This window comes from Anaerosacchariphilus hominis, from assembly GCF_014290175.1.
GTDB classification, from domain to species: Bacteria; Bacillota; Clostridia; order Lachnospirales; family Lachnospiraceae; genus Laedolimicola; species Laedolimicola hominis.
Map to the genome: position 1 here is coordinate 169,794 of NZ_JACOOR010000004.1, position 17,935 is coordinate 187,728.

17 protein-coding genes, 1 other RNA gene and 1 pseudogene are annotated in these 17,935 nt (G+C 51.5%); 17 read left to right on the forward strand and 2 right to left on the reverse strand.

The window, feature by feature from the left end; translation table 11 throughout:
- Positions 1-77 precede the first annotated feature (77 nt).
- Together thrC and H8S44_RS07905 are read left to right on the forward strand one after the other, a co-directional pair.
- Positions 78-1,565 carry a threonine synthase gene (thrC, locus tag H8S44_RS07900; protein ID WP_186872002.1) on the forward strand — a complete coding sequence of 496 codons (1,488 nt, stop codon included), beginning with the start codon at positions 78-80 and terminating at the stop codon, positions 1,563-1,565.
- 34 nt (positions 1,566-1,599) lie between these two features.
- A complete protein-coding gene (locus tag H8S44_RS07905) occupies positions 1,600-1,947 on the forward strand; it encodes a hypothetical protein (protein ID WP_186872003.1) in 348 nt (115 codons plus the stop codon).
- Positions 1,948-2,057: 110 nt separating this feature from the next.
- Here the strand turns inward: H8S44_RS07905 and H8S44_RS07910 are convergent, their stop codons facing one another.
- Positions 2,058-3,422 (reverse strand): citrate/2-methylcitrate synthase, encoded by a 1,365-nt coding sequence (locus H8S44_RS07910; protein ID WP_186872004.1) that lies wholly within the window; start codon positions 3,420-3,422, stop codon positions 2,058-2,060.
- A gap of 248 nt (positions 3,423-3,670) precedes the next feature.
- Here H8S44_RS07910 and pckA point away from each other — a divergent pair, with 248 nt between their 5' ends.
- The 4 genes from pckA (at position 3,671) to H8S44_RS07930 (ending at position 7,954) form a co-directional block, all read left to right on the forward strand.
- On the forward strand, positions 3,671-5,284 hold the full coding sequence (pckA, locus tag H8S44_RS07915; protein WP_186872005.1) for a phosphoenolpyruvate carboxykinase (ATP): 1,614 nt from the start codon (positions 3,671-3,673) through the stop codon (positions 5,282-5,284).
- A 129-nt stretch (positions 5,285-5,413) separates the two neighbouring features.
- Entirely contained in the window at positions 5,414-6,760 is a 1,347-nt protein-coding gene (locus H8S44_RS07920; protein ID WP_186872006.1) for an MATE family efflux transporter, read from the forward strand.
- Positions 6,761-6,797: 37 nt separating this feature from the next.
- Positions 6,798-6,978, forward strand: a non-coding RNA gene (gene ssrS / locus H8S44_RS07925) — 6S RNA.
- A 202-nt stretch (positions 6,979-7,180) separates the two neighbouring features.
- Entirely contained in the window at positions 7,181-7,954 is a 774-nt protein-coding gene (locus tag H8S44_RS07930) for a hypothetical protein (RefSeq protein WP_186872007.1), read from the forward strand.
- 65 nt (positions 7,955-8,019) lie between these two features.
- On the opposite strand, the gene H8S44_RS07935 is transcribed toward H8S44_RS07930, so the two are convergent.
- Positions 8,020-10,125: a sigma 54-interacting transcriptional regulator gene (locus tag H8S44_RS07935; RefSeq protein ID WP_186872008.1), complete on the reverse strand. Its 2,106-nt coding sequence runs from the start codon at positions 10,123-10,125 to the stop codon at positions 8,020-8,022.
- A gap of 340 nt (positions 10,126-10,465) precedes the next feature.
- Here H8S44_RS07935 and H8S44_RS07940 point away from each other — a divergent pair, with 340 nt between their 5' ends.
- The 11 genes and pseudogenes from H8S44_RS07940 (at position 10,466) to H8S44_RS16385 (ending at position 17,705) form a co-directional block, all read left to right on the forward strand.
- Positions 10,466-10,942, forward strand: coding sequence for a PTS system mannose/fructose/N-acetylgalactosamine-transporter subunit IIB (locus H8S44_RS07940; protein WP_186872009.1), 477 nt, complete (start codon positions 10,466-10,468; stop codon positions 10,940-10,942).
- A gap of 38 nt (positions 10,943-10,980) precedes the next feature.
- Positions 10,981-11,241, forward strand: coding sequence for an HPr family phosphocarrier protein (locus H8S44_RS07945; RefSeq protein WP_186872010.1), 261 nt, complete (start codon positions 10,981-10,983; stop codon positions 11,239-11,241).
- A 117-nt stretch (positions 11,242-11,358) separates the two neighbouring features.
- Positions 11,359-12,108: a PTS mannose/fructose/sorbose/N-acetylgalactosamine transporter subunit IIC gene (locus tag H8S44_RS07950; protein ID WP_186872011.1), complete on the forward strand. Its 750-nt coding sequence runs from the start codon at positions 11,359-11,361 to the stop codon at positions 12,106-12,108.
- Between the two features lie 2 nt (positions 12,109-12,110).
- Complete coding sequence (locus tag H8S44_RS07955) at positions 12,111-12,950, forward strand: PTS system mannose/fructose/sorbose family transporter subunit IID (RefSeq protein ID WP_186872012.1); 840 nt, start codon at positions 12,111-12,113, stop codon at positions 12,948-12,950.
- Positions 12,951-13,042: 92 nt separating this feature from the next.
- Positions 13,043-13,717, forward strand: a complete 675-nt coding sequence (locus H8S44_RS07960) for a ribulose-phosphate 3-epimerase (protein WP_186872013.1) — start codon at positions 13,043-13,045, stop codon at positions 13,715-13,717.
- 13 nt (positions 13,718-13,730) lie between these two features.
- Complete coding sequence (locus H8S44_RS07965; RefSeq protein ID WP_186872014.1) at positions 13,731-14,123, forward strand: PTS sugar transporter subunit IIA; 393 nt, start codon at positions 13,731-13,733, stop codon at positions 14,121-14,123.
- Positions 14,124-14,150: 27 nt separating this feature from the next.
- Positions 14,151-14,630: a PTS system mannose/fructose/N-acetylgalactosamine-transporter subunit IIB gene (locus tag H8S44_RS07970; protein WP_186872015.1), complete on the forward strand. Its 480-nt coding sequence runs from the start codon at positions 14,151-14,153 to the stop codon at positions 14,628-14,630.
- A 20-nt stretch (positions 14,631-14,650) separates the two neighbouring features.
- On the forward strand, positions 14,651-15,715 hold the full coding sequence (locus tag H8S44_RS07975; RefSeq protein WP_243167521.1) for a galactitol-1-phosphate 5-dehydrogenase: 1,065 nt from the start codon (positions 14,651-14,653) through the stop codon (positions 15,713-15,715).
- Positions 15,712-16,269, forward strand: coding sequence for a phosphoheptose isomerase family protein (locus tag H8S44_RS07980; RefSeq protein ID WP_186872016.1), 558 nt, complete (start codon positions 15,712-15,714; stop codon positions 16,267-16,269). Before H8S44_RS07975 ends, H8S44_RS07980 begins: the two co-directional genes overlap by 4 nt.
- A gap of 17 nt (positions 16,270-16,286) precedes the next feature.
- The gene (locus H8S44_RS07985) at positions 16,287-16,883 is read left to right on the forward strand and encodes a hypothetical protein (protein ID WP_186872017.1); all 597 of its coding nucleotides are present in this window, start codon (positions 16,287-16,289) and stop codon (positions 16,881-16,883) included.
- Positions 16,884-16,928: 45 nt separating this feature from the next.
- A pseudogene (locus H8S44_RS16385) lies at positions 16,929-17,705 on the forward strand (SDR family NAD(P)-dependent oxidoreductase).
- Positions 17,706-17,935: the final 230 nt, after the last annotated feature.

Sequence of the window (17,935 nt, forward strand, 5' to 3'; positions counted from 1 at the left end):
CGCGGCTCTTTTGTTCTGTTATAATAATTGGGAATTTTGTGAACAGAAATCTTACATATAAAAAGGGGACGACTACTATGGATTTGTTATACAGAAGTACCAGAGATTCCGGCGTGCAGGTGACAGCCTCCCAGGCGATCTTAAAGGGCCTTTCCGCAGACGGCGGCCTGTTTGTGCCGACGGAGATTCCGGCGCTGGATGTGAGTATGGACGAACTGGCAAAGATGAACTATCAGGAGACTGCTTACGCAGTTATGAGCAAGTTCCTGACGGACTTTACAGAGGAAGAACTGAAGCACTGTATCGACAGCGCTTACGACGAGAAGTTTGATACGCCGGAGATCGCACCGCTGGTAAAGGCGGACGGCGCGTATTTCCTGGAGCTGTTCCACGGTTCCACCATCGCCTTCAAGGATATGGCCCTCTCCATTCTGCCTCATCTGATGACTGTTTCCGCAAAGAAGAATCAGGTGAAAAATGAGATCGTCATTCTGACTGCCACCTCCGGCGATACCGGAAAGGCAGCCCTGGCAGGCTTCGCGGATGTGCCGGGTACCCGGATCGTGGTATTCTACCCGAAGAACGGCGTAAGTCCCGTGCAGGAGAAGCAGATGGTGACCCAGAAGGGTAAAAACGTGAAGGTCATCGGCATCCACGGAAACTTTGACGACGCCCAGAGCGGTGTGAAGGCTATTTTCGGGGATAAGGATCTGGAAAAAGAGATGGACGCCGCAGGCTTCCAGTTCTCTTCTGCGAACTCCATCAACATCGGCCGTCTGGTTCCCCAGATTGTATATTATGTATATGCTTACGCAAAATTATACGCAAATGGAGAAATCGAGAAGGACGAGAAGATCAACGTGGTGGTTCCCACCGGTAACTTTGGAAATATTCTGGCGGCTTACTACGCAAAGCAGATGGGAATGCCCATCGGGAAGCTGATCTGCGCCTCCAATGACAATAAGGTTCTTTACGACTTTTTCCAGACCGGAAGCTACGACCGGAACCGGGAGTTCGTGCTGACCAGTTCTCCGTCCATGGATATCCTGATTTCCAGTAATCTGGAGCGTCTGATTTACCGTATCGCCGATCATGATGACAAGGCGGACGCGGCGTTCATGAAGTCCTTAAGCGAGAACGGAAAGTACGAGATTACTCCGTCCATGCGGGAAAAGCTGGGAGATTTCTACGGCAATTACGCCACTGAGGAAGAGACTGCGAAGACCATTCATGATCTGTACGACGAGAATGGCTATGTCATCGATACCCATACAGCCGTAGCGGACTGTGTATATAAGAAATATCAGGTGGAGACCGGCGACCGGACCAAGTCTGTCATCGCGTCCACCGCAAGTCCCTTCAAGTTCACCAGAAGCGTCCTGGAGGCCATGGGCGTGGACTGCGCGGGCAAGGATGACTTTGCTCTGGCGGATGAGCTGTCCGGACTTTCCGGCGTGGAGGTTCCGAAGGCAGTAGAAGAGATCCGTACCGCTCCGGTTCTCCATGATACCGTGGTAGAAGTGCCGGATATGAAGGCGGCAGTCAAGACGTTCCTTGGCATGTAAAGCCAAACGAGAATAGAAAAGGGAGAGAAAAACGATGGACAGTATCTGGAGTGTCCTGGATGTGGTGTTTGTGGGCGCGGGCCTGTATACACTGTATGCCTGGATTATGATGAAGACCAGAGGAGAGATTAAGAAATCCATCCTCATGAACGAGGACGTGAACCTGAAAAAATGCAAGGATCTGGAGGGCTATAAGAAGTACATTGGTCCCCGGATGCTGGTGTTTGGTATCGCGGCCATTCTGTACGGTGCCTCCGGCCTGGTGAATACCTATGTGACCCCCATTCCGAGCCTGATTTACGGCATCATTATGGCGGTCTTTCTGGCGATCCTCTGCTGGTTTGCAGTGGGTACGCGGAACGGCATCCAGAAGTTTTGGTAGGACTTTGTATAAAAGACAGAACAGCAAAAAAATATCCCTGGCTGATCCGGCATTTGCTGAACAGCCAGGGATATCTTTGTGTTATAGGGTAGAAAAGTATCCGGGAATCTTTATCGCTCGCCAAGCTTCACATATTCCTGCCGCTCCGCCACGCTCTTATACGCCGGACGGATGATCTTGCCGTTGTTGGCCAGCTCCTCGATGCGGTGGGCGCTCCAGCCTACGATACGGGCCATGGCGAAAATAGGGGTGTAAAGCTCCAGCGGCAGGTCCAGCATACTGTATACAAAACCGCTGTAGAAGTCCACGTTGGCGCTGACGCCCTTATAGATCTGCCGTTCTTCTCCAATGATTTGAGGAGCCAGGCGCTCCACCATGGAGTAAAGGGCGAATTCCTCTTCCCGCCCCTTTTCCACAGAAAGACGCTTGACGAAGGACTTGAAAATATTCGCACGAGGGTCGGACAGAGAGTAGACCGCATGTCCCATTCCATAGATGAGGCCTGCGTGATCGAAGGCTTCTTTGTGTAGCAGAGCACGGAGGTACGCGCCTACTTCTTCCTCGTTATTCCAGTCCTTTACCTGCTGTTTCATATCCTCAAACATCCGTACTACTTTGATGTTGGCGCCGCCGTGACGGGGACCCTTTAAGGAACCCAGGGAAGCAGCCACGGAAGAGTAGGTGTCCGTACCGGAGGAGGAGACCACATGGGTGGTAAAGGAGGAGTTATTACCGCCGCCATGCTCCATATGAAGTACCAGGGCGATATCGAGAATCTTCGCCTCAAAGTCCGTGTACTTGCTGTCCGGCCGCAGCGTATAGAGAATATTTTCCGCAGTAGACAGCTCGGGCTTTGGCGGATGGATATAAAGACTCTTCCCATCGTGGTAATGGGAGTAAGCCTGATAACCGTAGACCGAAAGCATGGGAAACAGGGCAATGAGCTGCAGGGACTGGCGCAGCACATTGGGGATGGAGATATCGTCGCCCCGGTCGTCATAGGAATACAGGGTCAGGACGCTCCGGGCCAGTGTGTTCATCATATCCTTGCTGGGAGCCTTCATGATAATATCCCGGACAAAATGGGTGGGAAGAGAGCGGTAGGAGCCCAGAAGATCCCGGAACATTTCCAGTTCCTTCCTGTCTGGCAGCTCTCCGAAAAGCAGAAGATAGGTGATTTCTTCAAATCCGAAACGGCCTTCCGATACAAAGCCCTTTACCAGATCTTCTATATCCATTCCCCGGTAGAACAGCTTTCCGTCACAGGGAATCAGCTTGTCGTCCATCATATCGTAGGCGTAGATTTCACCGATCTCCGTGAGACCGGCCAGAACGCCCTGGCCGCTGATATCGCGCAGGCCCCGTTTTACGTCGTATTTTTTATAAAGTTCCGCGTTGATCTGACTGGTTTCCTCGCTTAAGCGGGAAAGATCCAAAATTTCAGGGGTGATTTCGGAATATGAGTTAAGCTTCATAGACAAATACTCCTTTCTGAGCGTATTAAAATTATCATATCATAAAATAGTAGAAAAAGCATGTTGAAAACAGAAAGTTTACAGATATTTAAGAAACTGGTAATATATCGGACAAATGGACGTACAGCCAGGGATTCCTGAATTGTATTTTTTTAAGTACTTTATTCTTGACTTTTTTTTCACAAGGTGTGATAATAGGAAACGTGGGTAAGACACATACATTAGAAAAGAAAGAGGTCGAGTGAAAGATGGCAAAGATTGATTTAACTCAGTACGGCATTACCGGAACTACAGAAATCGTACACAATCCTTCTTACGAGATGCTTTTTGAAGAAGAGACAAAGGCAGGTCTGGAAGGTTTTGAAGTAGGCCAGGAGAGCGAGCTTGGCGCAGTGAACGTTATGACAGGTATCTATACCGGACGTTCCCCCAAAGACAAGTTTATTGTAATGGATGAGAATTCCAAGGACACCGTATGGTGGACATCTGAGGAGTATCCGAACGACAACCATCCGGCGACTCAGGAAGCATGGACCGCTGTAAAGGACATTGCAAAGAAAGAGCTGTCCAATAAGAAACTGTTTGTAGTAGACGCATTCTGCGGCGCAAATAAGGACACCCGTATGGCTATCCGTTTCATTGTAGAGGTAGCTTGGCAAGCACATTTTGTAACCAATATGTTTATCAAGCCGACCGCTGAGGAGCTGGAGAACTTTGAGCCGGATTTCGTTGTATACAACGCATCCAAGGCTAAGGTAGAGAATTACAAGGAACTGGGTCTGAATTCTGAGACCGCAGTTATGTTCAATATCACCAGCCGTGAGCAGGTTATCGTAAATACCTGGTACGGCGGAGAGATGAAGAAGGGTATGTTCTCCATGATGAACTACTATCTGCCGCTGAAGGGCATCGCTTCCATGCACTGCTCCGCAAACACAGATATGGATGGAAAGAACACCGCTATCTTCTTCGGACTTTCCGGAACAGGTAAGACCACACTTTCCACAGACCCGAAGCGTCTGCTCATCGGCGATGACGAGCACGGCTGGGACGACAACGGTGTATTCAACTTTGAGGGCGGCTGCTACGCAAAGGTTATCAACCTGGACAAGGAGTCTGAGCCGGATATCTACAATGCAATCAAGAGAAACGCTCTGCTGGAGAACGTAACTCTGGATGCAGAAGGCAAGATTGATTTCGCTGACAAGAGCGTTACAGAGAATACCCGTGTATCTTATCCGATCAACCACATCGAGAAGATCGCGCAGAATGTAAATGTAATTTCTTCCGGTCCGGACGCTAAGAATGTAATCTTCCTGTCCGCAGACGCATTCGGCGTACTTCCGCCGGTATCCGTTCTGACACCGGAGCAGACCGAGTACTACTTCCTGTCCGGATTCACTGCAAAGCTTGCAGGAACCGAGCGTGGAATCACAGAGCCGACACCGACCTTCTCCGCATGCTTCGGCCAGGCATTCCTGGAGCTGCATCCGACCAAGTACGCGCATGAGCTGGTTAAGAAGATGAAGAAGAGCGGAGCTAAGGCATACCTGGTAAATACAGGATGGAATGGCACAGGCAAGCGTATTTCCATCAAGGATACCCGTGGAATCATCGACGCGATCCTGAACGGCGATATCAAGACTGCACCGACAAAGACCATTCCGTACTTCAACTTCGAGGTACCGACAGCTCTTCCGGGAGTGGATGCAGGCATTCTTGACCCGCGCGACACCTACGCAGACGCTGCAGAGTGGGATGCAAAGGCGAAGGATCTGGCACAGCGCTTTATCAAGAACTTTGCGAAGTATGAGAGCAACGCAGACGGTAAGGCACTGGTAGCAGCAGGTCCGCAGCTGTAATTCACAATTATTAAAACCCGTAAGGGAGTGGATTTTTCCGGAGTAATTCTGCTTTTCGCCACACAGATATGAGAGATCGTGTCTGTGTGGTATTTTTATGCGGTAAAATAAGTAATGAGGAGCTAGACGATGAACGATACCTTTATGAAAGAAAAACCGATTTTCAGCCTGGTGCTGACCATGTCCCTGCCCATGGTCCTGTCCATGCTGGTGAATTCTCTGTATAATATCGTGGACAGCTACTTTGTGGCCAGGATCTGTGAGGAAGCCATGACGGCCCTGTCTCTGGTCTATCCTATCCAGAACCTGATTAATGCCATTACCATCGGTTTCGGTATCGGCATCAATGCGGCCATTGCCTTTTATCTGGGAGCACAGAAGAAGGAACAGGCAGACCGGGCGGCCGCCACAGGGTTTTTTCTGAACGCAGTGCAGAGCCTGGTGCTGATGATAGGGTGTATGCTGGTAATGCCATCCTTTCTTGGACTTTACTCGAAGGATCCGGTGGTCATCGACTATGCCCTGCGCTATTCCCATATCGTATTTGCCTTTGCGATTATGATATCCTTCAGCCTGAGCTTTGAGAAGATCTTCCAGGCTGTGGGACGGATGAAGGTGTCCATGGTAAGCCTCATGGCGGGCTGTATCGCGAATATTATTCTGGATCCCCTGCTGATCTTCGGCGTGGGCCCTTTCCCGGCCATGGGCATCGAGGGCGCGGCCCTGGCCACCGGAATCGGACAGACCGTGAGTGTGGCGGTCTATCTGGTGATCTATGTGGCACGGCCCATTCCGGTGAAGATCAGCAGAAAAAATCTGTGCTTTGAGAAGGAAGTACTGGGCCGCCTCTACGGTGTGGGGATTCCGGCCACCCTGAACCTGGCGGTTCCCTCCCTGACAATATCCGCCCTGAATGCGATTCTTGCCGGATTTTCGGAGGTCTACGTGCTGGTACTCGGCGTATATTATAAACTACAGACCTTCCTGTATCTGACGGCTAACGGCATCGTCCAGGGCATCCGTCCCCTGGTGGGCTACAACTATGGCGCCGGCGAGGAAGAACGGGTGCATGGGATCTACCGGACGGCCCTTTCCATGGCTGCCGTGATCATGGCCTTAGGAACCGTGATCTGCCTGCTGGTTCCCGGTCGCATCTTCGGTCTTTTTACCGAAAATGCAGCCACGGTGCAGATGGGAGCGGAGGCTCTTCGGATCATTTCCGCAGGTTTTCTGGTATCCTCGATATCCATTATTTCCAGCGGCGTGCTGGAGGGACTGGGAAGTGGCGTCCCCTCCCTGGTGATTTCACTGCTGCGGTATCTGATTCTGCTGGTTCCGGCGGGATTTGTGCTAAGCCGCTTCCTGGGAGCCGCGGGCGTATGGCACGGTTTCTGGCTGACCGAGTGGCTGACCGGACTGTCAGCGGTTTTGATATACAAAAGAGAGGAGCGGAAAATATTTTCTGTTGCCAAATAGAGTCAGATGCAGTATAATAACGTCATGAAGAAAAGGAAGTTTCCTGGGGTGTGCGTGAACCCGCTATTTTGAACCTACATTTACGTTCATGGGATTCCAATATTTCTGTCTGGATGTCAGGCCTCCGATTTTGCAGTGGAAGGCAGAAGGGCAGTTGAGGTTACCCACCTAGCATTAGCTAGGCGTCAAAATCGCGGAAACGGCACTTTGGGTTCCTAAAGATAAAAAAGGCAGCCGCACAGCGGTTGCTTTTTTTATGGAATAGGAAATTCCGATAGAATTCCCTATTCCGTAAAAGCAAGCAGAGCTTGCAAGGATGCGCACTCGGCGCGGTATAGATGGTTGCCAAGGAAACCGCGCCTCGGCGCGAGAATGTGCCAATGGCACATTCTTTTATACAAAACAGGTAAAGGGGAAAGCATGGAGAAGGAACGACAGCTGGAAGAGGCAGCGAAAAAATTTTGGGATGGGGATTATGAAGGAACAGTGGCACTTATGACGGAGAAGGCGGAAGAAAAGACGGACGGCCGCGCGGAGCTGTACCGGAGAGCTGGCAGCGCATTGGCCGGAGGGCCGGTACAGGGCGAAGGGCTTCGCCGGGACTGGGAGGCTTTAAAGCCTCTTCTGGAGCAGGGAGACTGGGCCCTGCTTGACGAGGCGAGAAGAGTTATGTCCGTCTATGCCAACGCGGTCTACCGGGCCTGTAATACCCGCCAGCAGTTGGAATATACCCGTATGAACGGGGAAGTGAGCCTGGAGACCAAGGAAGCGCTGTTAAAAGAGTTTCAGAAGATTTTACTGGAGGCGGACGAGGAGTACCGGGCGGTACTCACGGTGCTTCACGACTGGGCCGGTTACGCAGCCGGACAGAAAGGGGAAGCCGGCGAGGCTTATCTGGAAGGGGCGCTGAAGTCCATGAAGAACTGCGCTGAGCTTCAGGCAGAGATTGGACTGGAGAAGGAATATCCGTTGATGAATCTGGCCCGGGCAGCCTGCGCTCTGGAACTGCCGGAGGAAAAGGAAGAGCTCTGGAAGCTTCGCCGGGAGGTGCTGAATCTGACTCTGCAGGAGGAGGCCCTGGACGACTGGACCAGTTACGAGGCCTACACGGATCCGGAGAAAAAGAAAGAACTGGAAAAGAGAAGGACGAAGCGCCGGCGAAGAGAGAAAATTCAGTTCTGGAAGAAAAAATAGAATTCAGGAAGAACAAAAAGACCGTTGCGGTATAAAAATAGCCGCAGCGGTCTTTTTTGATCGGTTTACAGGTAGGGCAGAATGATTTCTGCCAGATAAGCCAGCTCATTGATGGGGATGGACACGCCGAATATTTCGCCCACATAGGACATATGTTGTTCCAGGAGGGCGATGAGGTGACTGTGCTGGTTTACAAAGGTCTTCAGGCCATCATACTTCAAAGAATCTCCGCTGATGAGCCGCTCCAGCATGTGCGAGCCATGGAAAATGAACTTGATGGTCACTTCGTTGGAAGGAATGATATCCAGCTCGTCCAGGATGCCGTTCAGGGTGGAGCTTAAGACATCCATGGCCTTGTAGGGATTTAAGAAGGTCATGGAGGGCTCCAGAAGTTCTCTTGCAGTCCGATTTAAGAAGGTGGCGTCCGGGCTGGCAGCTGTGGAGTTCATAAGAAGCAGGGCTTCACGGGTGAGCTGCTGCAGGGTCATCCGTTCCTGACAGGTCAGCTGGGCGATGGTCAGCAGGGAGGAAAGGGTGAAGCCGGTGACAGTGTCTGCCGGGATATCGGTCTCCTGCATAACATACTCGTGGAGAGTGGTCAGGGGCTCCATATCGGCAGCCAGAAGCACGCCGGTGGGAGCGGCGATGGCCCGTACCGTGTCCAGCAGCTTTCCCTGCAGCTCCCGGAAGGGGACGGAGGAAGGATAGCTTAAACCCGTGGCTATCTGCTGCCCCAGAGAATCATTGATGTAGGCGGCGGCAGCCTCCGCGATGCCGTTCCCGTGGCAGATGATCAGAAGCGGCACGCAGGAGCTTTCCTCTGAACCGGATGCCTCCGGATGGCGGACAGGCTCATTTTCCTGATGGAGCAGGGCCAGCAGCTGGGCGGCGATATAGCGGTTGGAGGAGAAAGAGGTGGGAGTGAAGATAAAGTACTCCAGATCCAGATCCTGGAACAGGGCCCGGATCCGGGCATCCTGTTTTGGTTCTTCCTGGATACTGCCCAGAAAGTCAAAGGGGAGATGCCGCAGATGGATCTCCATGGTTTTCACATGGGGCAGAGTGGCCATATCCTGGAAGGCCAGGGCGCAGGTGGTGCGGACTACGCTGCTTAAGTCGCCCAGGTTTCCGGGATAGGGAGCCTTTAAAAAGACCGAAAACACATCCCGGGAAATCCGGAAGCTTAAGCCTGTGGAGGAGGCCTCCTTCCGGAAGGCCTGAATCAGCAGCTCCGTCAGCTCCCGGGGCGTCCAGGACCGCAGATCCGGCACATGAATCCGGACGGGAAACCGCTGACGTAAGGGCGCCAGTCCCGGAGAATCCGGAGATTCTGTGGAGGTGGCGATGATGAAGGTATTGGCGTAACGGGTGACGGAGGCCTCGCCAATGCGGGTGTAGGTATTCTTCTCCAGCAGGGTAATCAACATATCCTGGGCAGCGGAGGGCAGTTTATCTACCTCGCTCAGATAGAGGATGCCTCCGGAGGCGCGCTCAATGAGGCCCCTCTGTGCCTTCTCAGACTTCAGGGCCGCGTCCCGGGTGTGGCCGAAGAGCTGGTTCAGCATCAGCTGGGAATTGGCGCTGTGCTCTTTGCAGTTTACGGTGATGAGGGGAGCGTTTTCGCCAAGATTGCCCTGAGAGACGGCGTAGGTGTAGATCTTCTGGACTAGATGACCCTTGCCCACGCCCAGGTTCCCGGTAATGAGGATATGCAGATTATGGGTGGGGTAGAGGGCCGCGGCCTTGGCGTGCTGGATAGCGGTCTTCAGGGTGTGAGTGGCTCCCACGGCTGTCTCCAGGCTTTCTTCCGGAAGAGGAGTGCGGACAGGAGCTGTCGGAGCCTCCACAGGCGGCGCGGCGGCTATATAGTCCTTCAGATGTCCGTCCTTGGCCAGTGTGGAAGGAAAGAACACATTTGGGTATTTGCGGGCCAGAACGGAACGACACAGATACAGGGTGGGTTTTCCCTGGATCTTGATGAGCTGACCGTTACGGTACAGGCTGTTCAGCTCCCGGGCCACATTGGCCCGGTCCATCTGCAGTTTTTCGGCAATGAGACCGGCGTGGATACCGCTTACCCGGTCGCTGTCCGAATCCAGAAGTTCCTGTGTGGCTTCCTGCACCAGGGTCAGAACCTTCGTCTTACGGCTTGATTTTGCTGTTTGTTCCATGTTTTTATCTCCTGTTACGAAAAAATTCAGAAAAATTTTATATTTTTTTCACGAATGACTGTCAAAACATATCCAAAAACAGACACGGTAAAAAATCTGAATGAAATGTGTGTAAAAATAAGAATAAATTATTGACACTATATATCATACGATGAATACACAAAACAATCTATACATAAAATAGATAAAAAAATATGGCTTATAGAGCTATAACTATACAAAATTACCACAAGACACACATGATAAAGTGGTGATTTTCGGCGAAAATTTGACAAAGTGTGTTGGGGGGGTAAAATCGTGTCATGTTCAAGGGAACGAGAAAGAAGAAAGAGGCAGACAGATGAACATAGTGCTTAATCGGATAGATGAATGGCTGATACATGGACAGGTGCTGGCCTCCTGGGCCAAGAAGCTGAAGGCCCAGCAGATTCTTGTGGTGGACGAACAGCTGGTAGACGACCAGTTCGCGGAGACGGTGCTGACTATGGCGATTCCCGAAGGAATGGGAATGAAGATTCTGGACACCGTACAGGCCAGTGAGTATCTCAGGGAACACGCGGATGGAACACCGCCGAACACCATTCTTTTGGTGAAGCGGCCGGAGACCTTATGGAAGCTCAGAGAGCTGGGTTACCATCCCGGACAGATAAACATCGGAGGCATGGCTGCAGGCCCCTCCAGAAAGTATCTGAGCCGTAACCTGTACGCATCGGAAAAAGAGATCGAGATGCTGAAGAGCTTTCAGGAGGAAGGGATTCCGGTGTACGCCCAGATTGTATTCGGAGACAGTAAAAAGGATTTCGGGGAATTATTTTGAAAAAAGAAAAACAGTGAAAAAAGTAGTGGAGGATAAAAATGGTAGAGAGTTCTACAGTAGTAAAGAATAAAACAGGTCTGCATGCCAGACCCGCATCCCAGCTGGTAAAGCTGTGCAAGACCTTTGAAAGTGACATTATTTTGAAAAACGGAGATATCTCCTGCAACGGAAAGAGCATGTTTTCCGTACTGAAGGGGTGCTTTACAGAAGGCACAAACGTCTGCGTCACCGCAGACGGTTCCGATGAAGCTCAAGCCTTGGAAAAGGTGATAGCATATATTAATGACCTGGATGAATAAAATTCAGGAAATGGGGGTTTTTATTGCAGCCAAAAGGAGAAGGGGGAGGTGAGTGTTATCCGGGTCCGCAGTAAAAGCCAACGGTAACAAAAATAACAATATAAGGAGAGAAAAAGTATGATAGTTCGTGCGATTTTGGTAGCTCTGATCGCTACCTGCAGTACCTGGTGGTTTAGCCATATCATCACAAGAACATGGCTGTATCCTATCTGGTCCGGATTCCTGGTAGGTATCGTTATGGGACGCCCCATGGAAGGTATGATGCTGGCGGCAGCCATCAACCTGCCTTATGTAGGATTCATTACAGCCGGAGGCTCCATGCCCGGTAACGCAATGTTCGCTGGTTCCGTAGGAACCGCTCTGGGTCTGGTATCCGGTCTGGATATGACCACAGCAACTACCATCGGCGTTATCCTCGGTTCCGTAGCAGTTATGATCTGGAATGCTTATATGTCCATCAACTCCATGTGGGTACATATGGCAGAAAAGGCAGCTGCAAGAGGAGACCTGAAGATGGTTCGTTTCTTCAACTATGTACCGTCCTTCTTCGTATCCCTGATTCTGAACGGCCTTCCGGCGTTCCTGATCGTTATGAAGGGTTCCGTAGTAGGTGACTGGCTCTCTGCAATGCCCCAGTGGATCATCGACGCATTCGCAATGGTTGGAGGTATCCTCCCTGCACTTGGTATCGGCATGCTGCTGAATTACCTGGGACAGACGAAGAAACTTCTTCCGTTCTTCTTCCTGGGCTTCTTCCTGGCACAGTTCCTGGGACTGAGCACCATGGCAATTACCGTATTCGGCGCAATCATCGCGTTCGTCCTTTACTACTTTGGTAAGGACAAAGAAGACAAGGAGGTGGCATAGTTATGGGTGACAGAGCATTAAGAAAATCCGATCTGGTAAAAAACTGGATGCTGGGATACTCCAGTGAGACCTGTTATAACTATGAACGTCTGCAGGCTCTTGGTAACGCCAATGCGTTTATTCCGATTATCCGCCGGTTATATGAGCCGGAGCAGTACGCAGAAGAAATTTCCAAGTACTTTAACTTCTTTAATACAGAGCCGTCTTATATGGGTACTGTTATCCATGGTATCACAGCGGCAATGGAGGAGAAGAGAGCGCTGGACGGCGACATTACGGCAGATGAGATCGTATCCGTTCGTTCCGCTCTGATGGGACCTCTGGCTGGTATCGGTGACGTAGTTTCACAGTCTATCGTATACCCGATTCTGGCAGGTGTCTGCATCCAGTTGGCACTGGCAGGCAACTACGCAGGCCCGATTTTATTCGAGATTATTTACAAGGCAATCATGCTGACCCTGGGCTACAACATGTACATGTTGGGTTACAAACAGGGTAAGAGCGCAATCATCAGTTTCCTGAAGACCGGTGTTCTGAATCAAATTCTGGATCTGGTCAGCATCGTAGGTCTGATGGTAGTCGGAAGTATGGCAGTCAACAACATCAGCTACAATCTGTCTCTGATTGGATGGGAAGTACAGAACGAGATCGGTTCCGTATCCTTCAACCTGCAGACCACCGTGCTGGACGCGCTGCTTCCGGGTATCCTTCCGCTGGGCCTGGTACTTGGCGTACGTGCCCTCCTGAAGAAGAGAGTAAAACCGAACACGATCATCCTTATCATGTTCGTACTTGCATTTGTTACAGTTGGCCTTGGCGCACTGTGCGGAGCATATCGTTAAATTAGAGTAAGTGGGATATGGCAGTCAGGAGCGGAAGTGTTTCGGCTGCCATATTTACCAGAAAGAACCGAAAAGTAAAAGAGGAATTATTTATGAATCAGAAAGTTATCATCTTACCATCTGTGATGTGCTGCACTCCGGCGGAGATGGAGCCCTATGTAAGAGGCTTTGAGCAGGGCGGAGTGGACGCCATTCATTTTGACGTGATGGACGGGCATTATGTACCGAATATCATGATGGGCGTCCGGGACTATCAGTTCCTGAAGAGCATTACGGATATGCCGGTGGATATCCATCTGATGTGTACCGAGCCGGAGATGTTTTTGGAATATTTAAAACCGCAGCCGAAGGACTGGGTAAGCTTCCATCCGGAAGTGGCCCGCAATCCCTATCGTTTCCTCATGAGTATCCGTGAGCGCGGATGCCGGGCAGGTATTGTTTTAAGCCCCGGCGAGCCCGTATCCTGGGTGGAGGAGATGGCCGGAGTTCTGGATTTCGTACTGGTTATGGCAGTGAATCCGGGCTTCGCGGGACAGAAGATGGTGCCGGATCATCTGGAGAAACTGAAACGTATCCGGGAAATCATCGATCGCTCCGGTAAGAATATTGATTTAATCGTGGACGGAAATACGACAACAGAAAACGCGCCCCGGATGCTGGCGGCAGGAGCCAACGGTCTGGTGGTGGGAACCTCTTCCACCATGAAGGACGGTCCCGCAGGTTTCGTAAAGAACTGCGAGGCATATCGGAAAGCGCTGGACGCGTGAAAGGAGAAAAGGAATGGTTGGTGTTCTTGTGGCGACCCATGGTCGTCTTGCGGAAGAATTCCTGAACAGCGCGGCAATGCTGGTTGGTGAAAAAGAGCAGATGAGCAGCGTCTGTGTACTGCCCGGACAGTCCCCGGAAGAATTTCTGGAGCTGGCGGAGAAAAAGGTGGAGGAACTGGATACGGGGGATGGCGTTCTGGCCCTGGTGGATATCGCCGGCGGCACGCCGAATAATACCATGTTCCGTCTGTCCATGACACACAAGATACGGATTCTCACAGGCGTAAATCTTCCCATGGTCATGTACTGTGTGATGGAGCGCAGCGACGAGATGACGATGGAAGAGCTGATAGAGGCTCTTCTGGAAAACGGCCGAAACGAGATTTCGGAGTTTGGAAAGCGGTAAAACCGAAAAAGAAAGGGTGTAGACAATATGAGTATGGAGAATCTTCTTTTTACACGAATCGACGACAGATTAATTCACGGACAGGTATGCGCGGCATGGCTGAAGAGCATTCCGGCTATCCAGCACATTCTGGTCATTGATGATAAGGTATGCCAGGACCCGTTCATGGGCGAGATGTTTTCCCTGCTGGTTCCGAATCACATTTCCATCGAGATTCGCTCCGTCGAGGAGGCAACCAAGCTACTGAAAGAGGGTCTGAAGAAGCCCACCATGATCATTGTAAAGGTTCCGGGAACCATCAAACAGCTCATCGACAATGGCATCGACATTGATTTTGTAAACATCGGCGGTATGGGAATGTCCAATGGCAGAACCAAGCTGTTCCAGAATATTTCCGCATCTCCCGAGGAGAGAGAGATCTTTAAGGAACTCATCGCCAAAGGTGTAAAGGTAGAGGTGCAGATTATTCCTTCGGCAAGACAGTACGATATCGCCAAGCTGCTGTAGGAACATAGGAGGAGTAAAAAATGAAAATGAAAGCGTCGCAGTTATTTAAAATCGGTGATTTCCGTACGGTGGAGGTGGATGTACCCGAACCTCACGGAGAGCAGCTTCTGGTTCGCGTGGATGCCTGCGGTATCTGCGGATCTGATATTCCCCGTATCTTCGAGCTGGGAACCAGCAAGCAGAAATATCCGCTGACCATCGGACATGAGTTTGGCGGCGAGATCGTAGCGGTAGGTGAGGACGCGGATCCGAATCTGGTTGGAAAGCGCGGAGCTATCTTCCCCTGCATTCCCTGCCGGAAATGTGAATCCTGCGAGACAGGAAACTACGCAATGTGTCTGGATTACGACTATCTGGGATCCAGAAGCGACGGCGGTTTCGCGGAGTACTGCCTGGTACCCAGCGCATGGCATTTTGTAGAATCCAGAAATCCGGATCTTTCCGGTGACGCCCTCGGTATGGTAGAGCCCTGTACCGTAGCACAGCATGCAGTGCGCCTGAGCGGTATTTCCGCAGGACAGTCCCTCCTGATCTTCGGAGCAGGCCCTATTGGACAGATGATGGCCCGCTGGGGTAAGATCTTCGGAGCGGATCCGATTATGCTGGTAGACGTGGCAGACGATAAAGTAGCCTTCGCGGAGGAACGCGGCGTGAAGACCGTAAACTGCCTGAAGGTCAATGTGGACGAGGAGTTTCGCAAGCTCAACAACGGCAGACCGGCGGATGTGGTCATCGAGGGAACCGGAACCGGCGCGGCTCTGGGTAACGCCATTGAGTGCGTAAAGACCTTCGGAACCATCGTAATGATGGGTAATCCCCACAGAGATACCACCATCAAGCTGCATCAGCACAGCCTGATTCTCCGCAAAGAGCTGAAGATTCAGGGTATCTGGAATTCCCATTACGCGCAGAGCCCCATCAACGAGTGGCATTACACCGTAAAGATGATGGACGAGGGCCGGATGCCGGTGGAGGATCTGATTACCCACCGCAGCAATCTGGACGATCTGCCGCAGCTTTGCTCTGATATCTTTACCAGAAAGGTATCCATCTGTAAGGCCATGTATTCGAGGAATGCGAAATGACGGAAAAATGGCAGAGCATTATCGTAAAAGAGCTGGAAACAGCCATGAGCGCCATTGATGAGGAACAGCTGGATGCGCTGGTGGACGCACTGATGACCCCGAACCGGAGAGTGCTCTGCGTAGGCGTGGGACGTGTTCTGATTTCCATGAAGGCCTGGGTGAAGCGTCTGCTTCACCTGGGTGTGGACATCAATTATGTGGGCGCTGAGACGGAAGGCCCGGTGGGGCCGGGCGATCTGGTGCTGGTAGCTTCTTCCTCAGGAGAGAGCATTGTACCGGTGCAGATCGCGAAGAAGGCCGACAGCGTGGGAGCCAGCGTATTCTATATCGGATGTACGCCGGACAGCTCCGTGGATCAGATCGCGGATCAGAGATTGTATCTGAAGGGCCGCACCAAGTTCTCGGGAGACGATGAAGTGATTTCCATTCAGCCCATGTCCACTCTGGTGGAACAGCAGCTGTATCTGCTGTGCGATGTGATCGCCCTGGAGATTATGAAACGCAACGGTTGGACCGAGGAAACAGTAAAAAATCATCACGCAAATCTGGAATAGCAAAGGAACGGGATCCTATGAAAAAGATGGCATTGCATACGACGCTTCAGCTGTCGATGGAGGAATATATCGATACGATCAGCGGACTGGTAGTAGAATATTACGGGAGAGCAGCAGAGGATAAAAAGCTGATGCAGGAGCTGCACATGTCCCAGGAGGAGCAGAGCCGGTTTACCGTAGAGTACCTGACTGTATTGCTGGTCATCGAGGCGCTGTCCTGGAATGCAAAGCCGAAGCTGACCTCGGAGAAATACCGGACCCAGATTCAGGAGGCGGTAGCCCGGGATGTGTACGGAAAGCTGGTGGGAACGGCAGACGGCACCTCCGTGGAGGAGTGCATGAAGTTCTATCAGGCCCGTCTGGGTATGTTTGGTCAGATCTGTAAGCAGATCTGGCAGTCCGATCCGGAGGTGCGGCAGAAGGATATCGTGGGCTTTGCCCGGTATCTGCTGTCCCAGGTGTCGGAACGCAGTGAAAAGGAAGGCATCCAGGCCCTGAAGTATCTGGGGATCCAGCTTAGCTCCGCTACGGACAGCTTCTACGCCCTGATCACCAATACGGTGCAGGACAGCTATCTTTTTAACCGGAAACCAAGCTATATCGTACAGAAATAGAATCAAATCGCGAAAGCGATTCCACAGGAATAGGAGCGGACGAGAATGCATACAATAAAAGAGAGAGTATGTGTGGTAACGGGAGCGGCCAAGAGTATCGGCTTCGCAGTGGCGGAGCGGTACTGTAAGGATGGAGCCACAGTCATTCTTCTGGATGTGAATCCGGAAGTGGAGAAGAGCGCGGCCACGCTCTGGGAGCAGGGCTATGACGCCAAGGGATACGTGGTGGACATTACAGACCGAAATGCGGTGAAGGAGACTTTCCGAAAGATTCACGCAGAACACCCCACGGTCTACAGTCTGGTGAATGTGGCCGGTCTGTCCAGCTAGAATCCCATCGAGGATGTGACTCCGGAAGAGTGGGATAAGATCATGAAGGTCAATGTTTACGGTGCTTTCTACTGTATTCAGGAAGTCATCGGGGACATGAAAGAAGCTAAAGAGGGTAAGATCATTAACTTCTCATCCAAGAGCGGAAAGACCGGTTCGGCGCTGATGGTTCCTTACTCTTCAGCCAAGGGCGCGATCATTGCCATGACCCAGGCCATCGCCTATGAGGTGGCTCCTTTCAATATCAATGTAAACTGTATCTGCCCGGGTATCACCGATCACACGGGCGTATGGAGCGCGGTAAGCGCAGGCTATATCAAGAATCTTCATATGGAGCGGGATAAAGTCGTAGACAAGTTCACCGCCAAGGTGCCGCTGGGCCGGCTGACCTCCATCGAAGATGTGGTAGACTTTGTTGAGTTTTTGACGGTTTCCGGTGACTATTGTACCGGCCAGGCGTTTAATGTGAGCGGTGGCCGGGAGATGCATTGAAACCTGTACTATATAATCTGACTCTCCAAAAAGACGGGAGATACTTTCCAGGGAAGCAGGAAAGTATCTCCCGTCTTCTTTATGGAATAGGAAATTCCGATAGAATTCCCTATTCCATAAAAGCAAGCAGAGCTTGCAAAGATGCGCACTCGGCGCAGTGGTAGATAGTTGCCAAGGCAACCGCGCCTCGGCGCGACGGAACCGGAAGGGCATAGAATATCCTCCGTTGG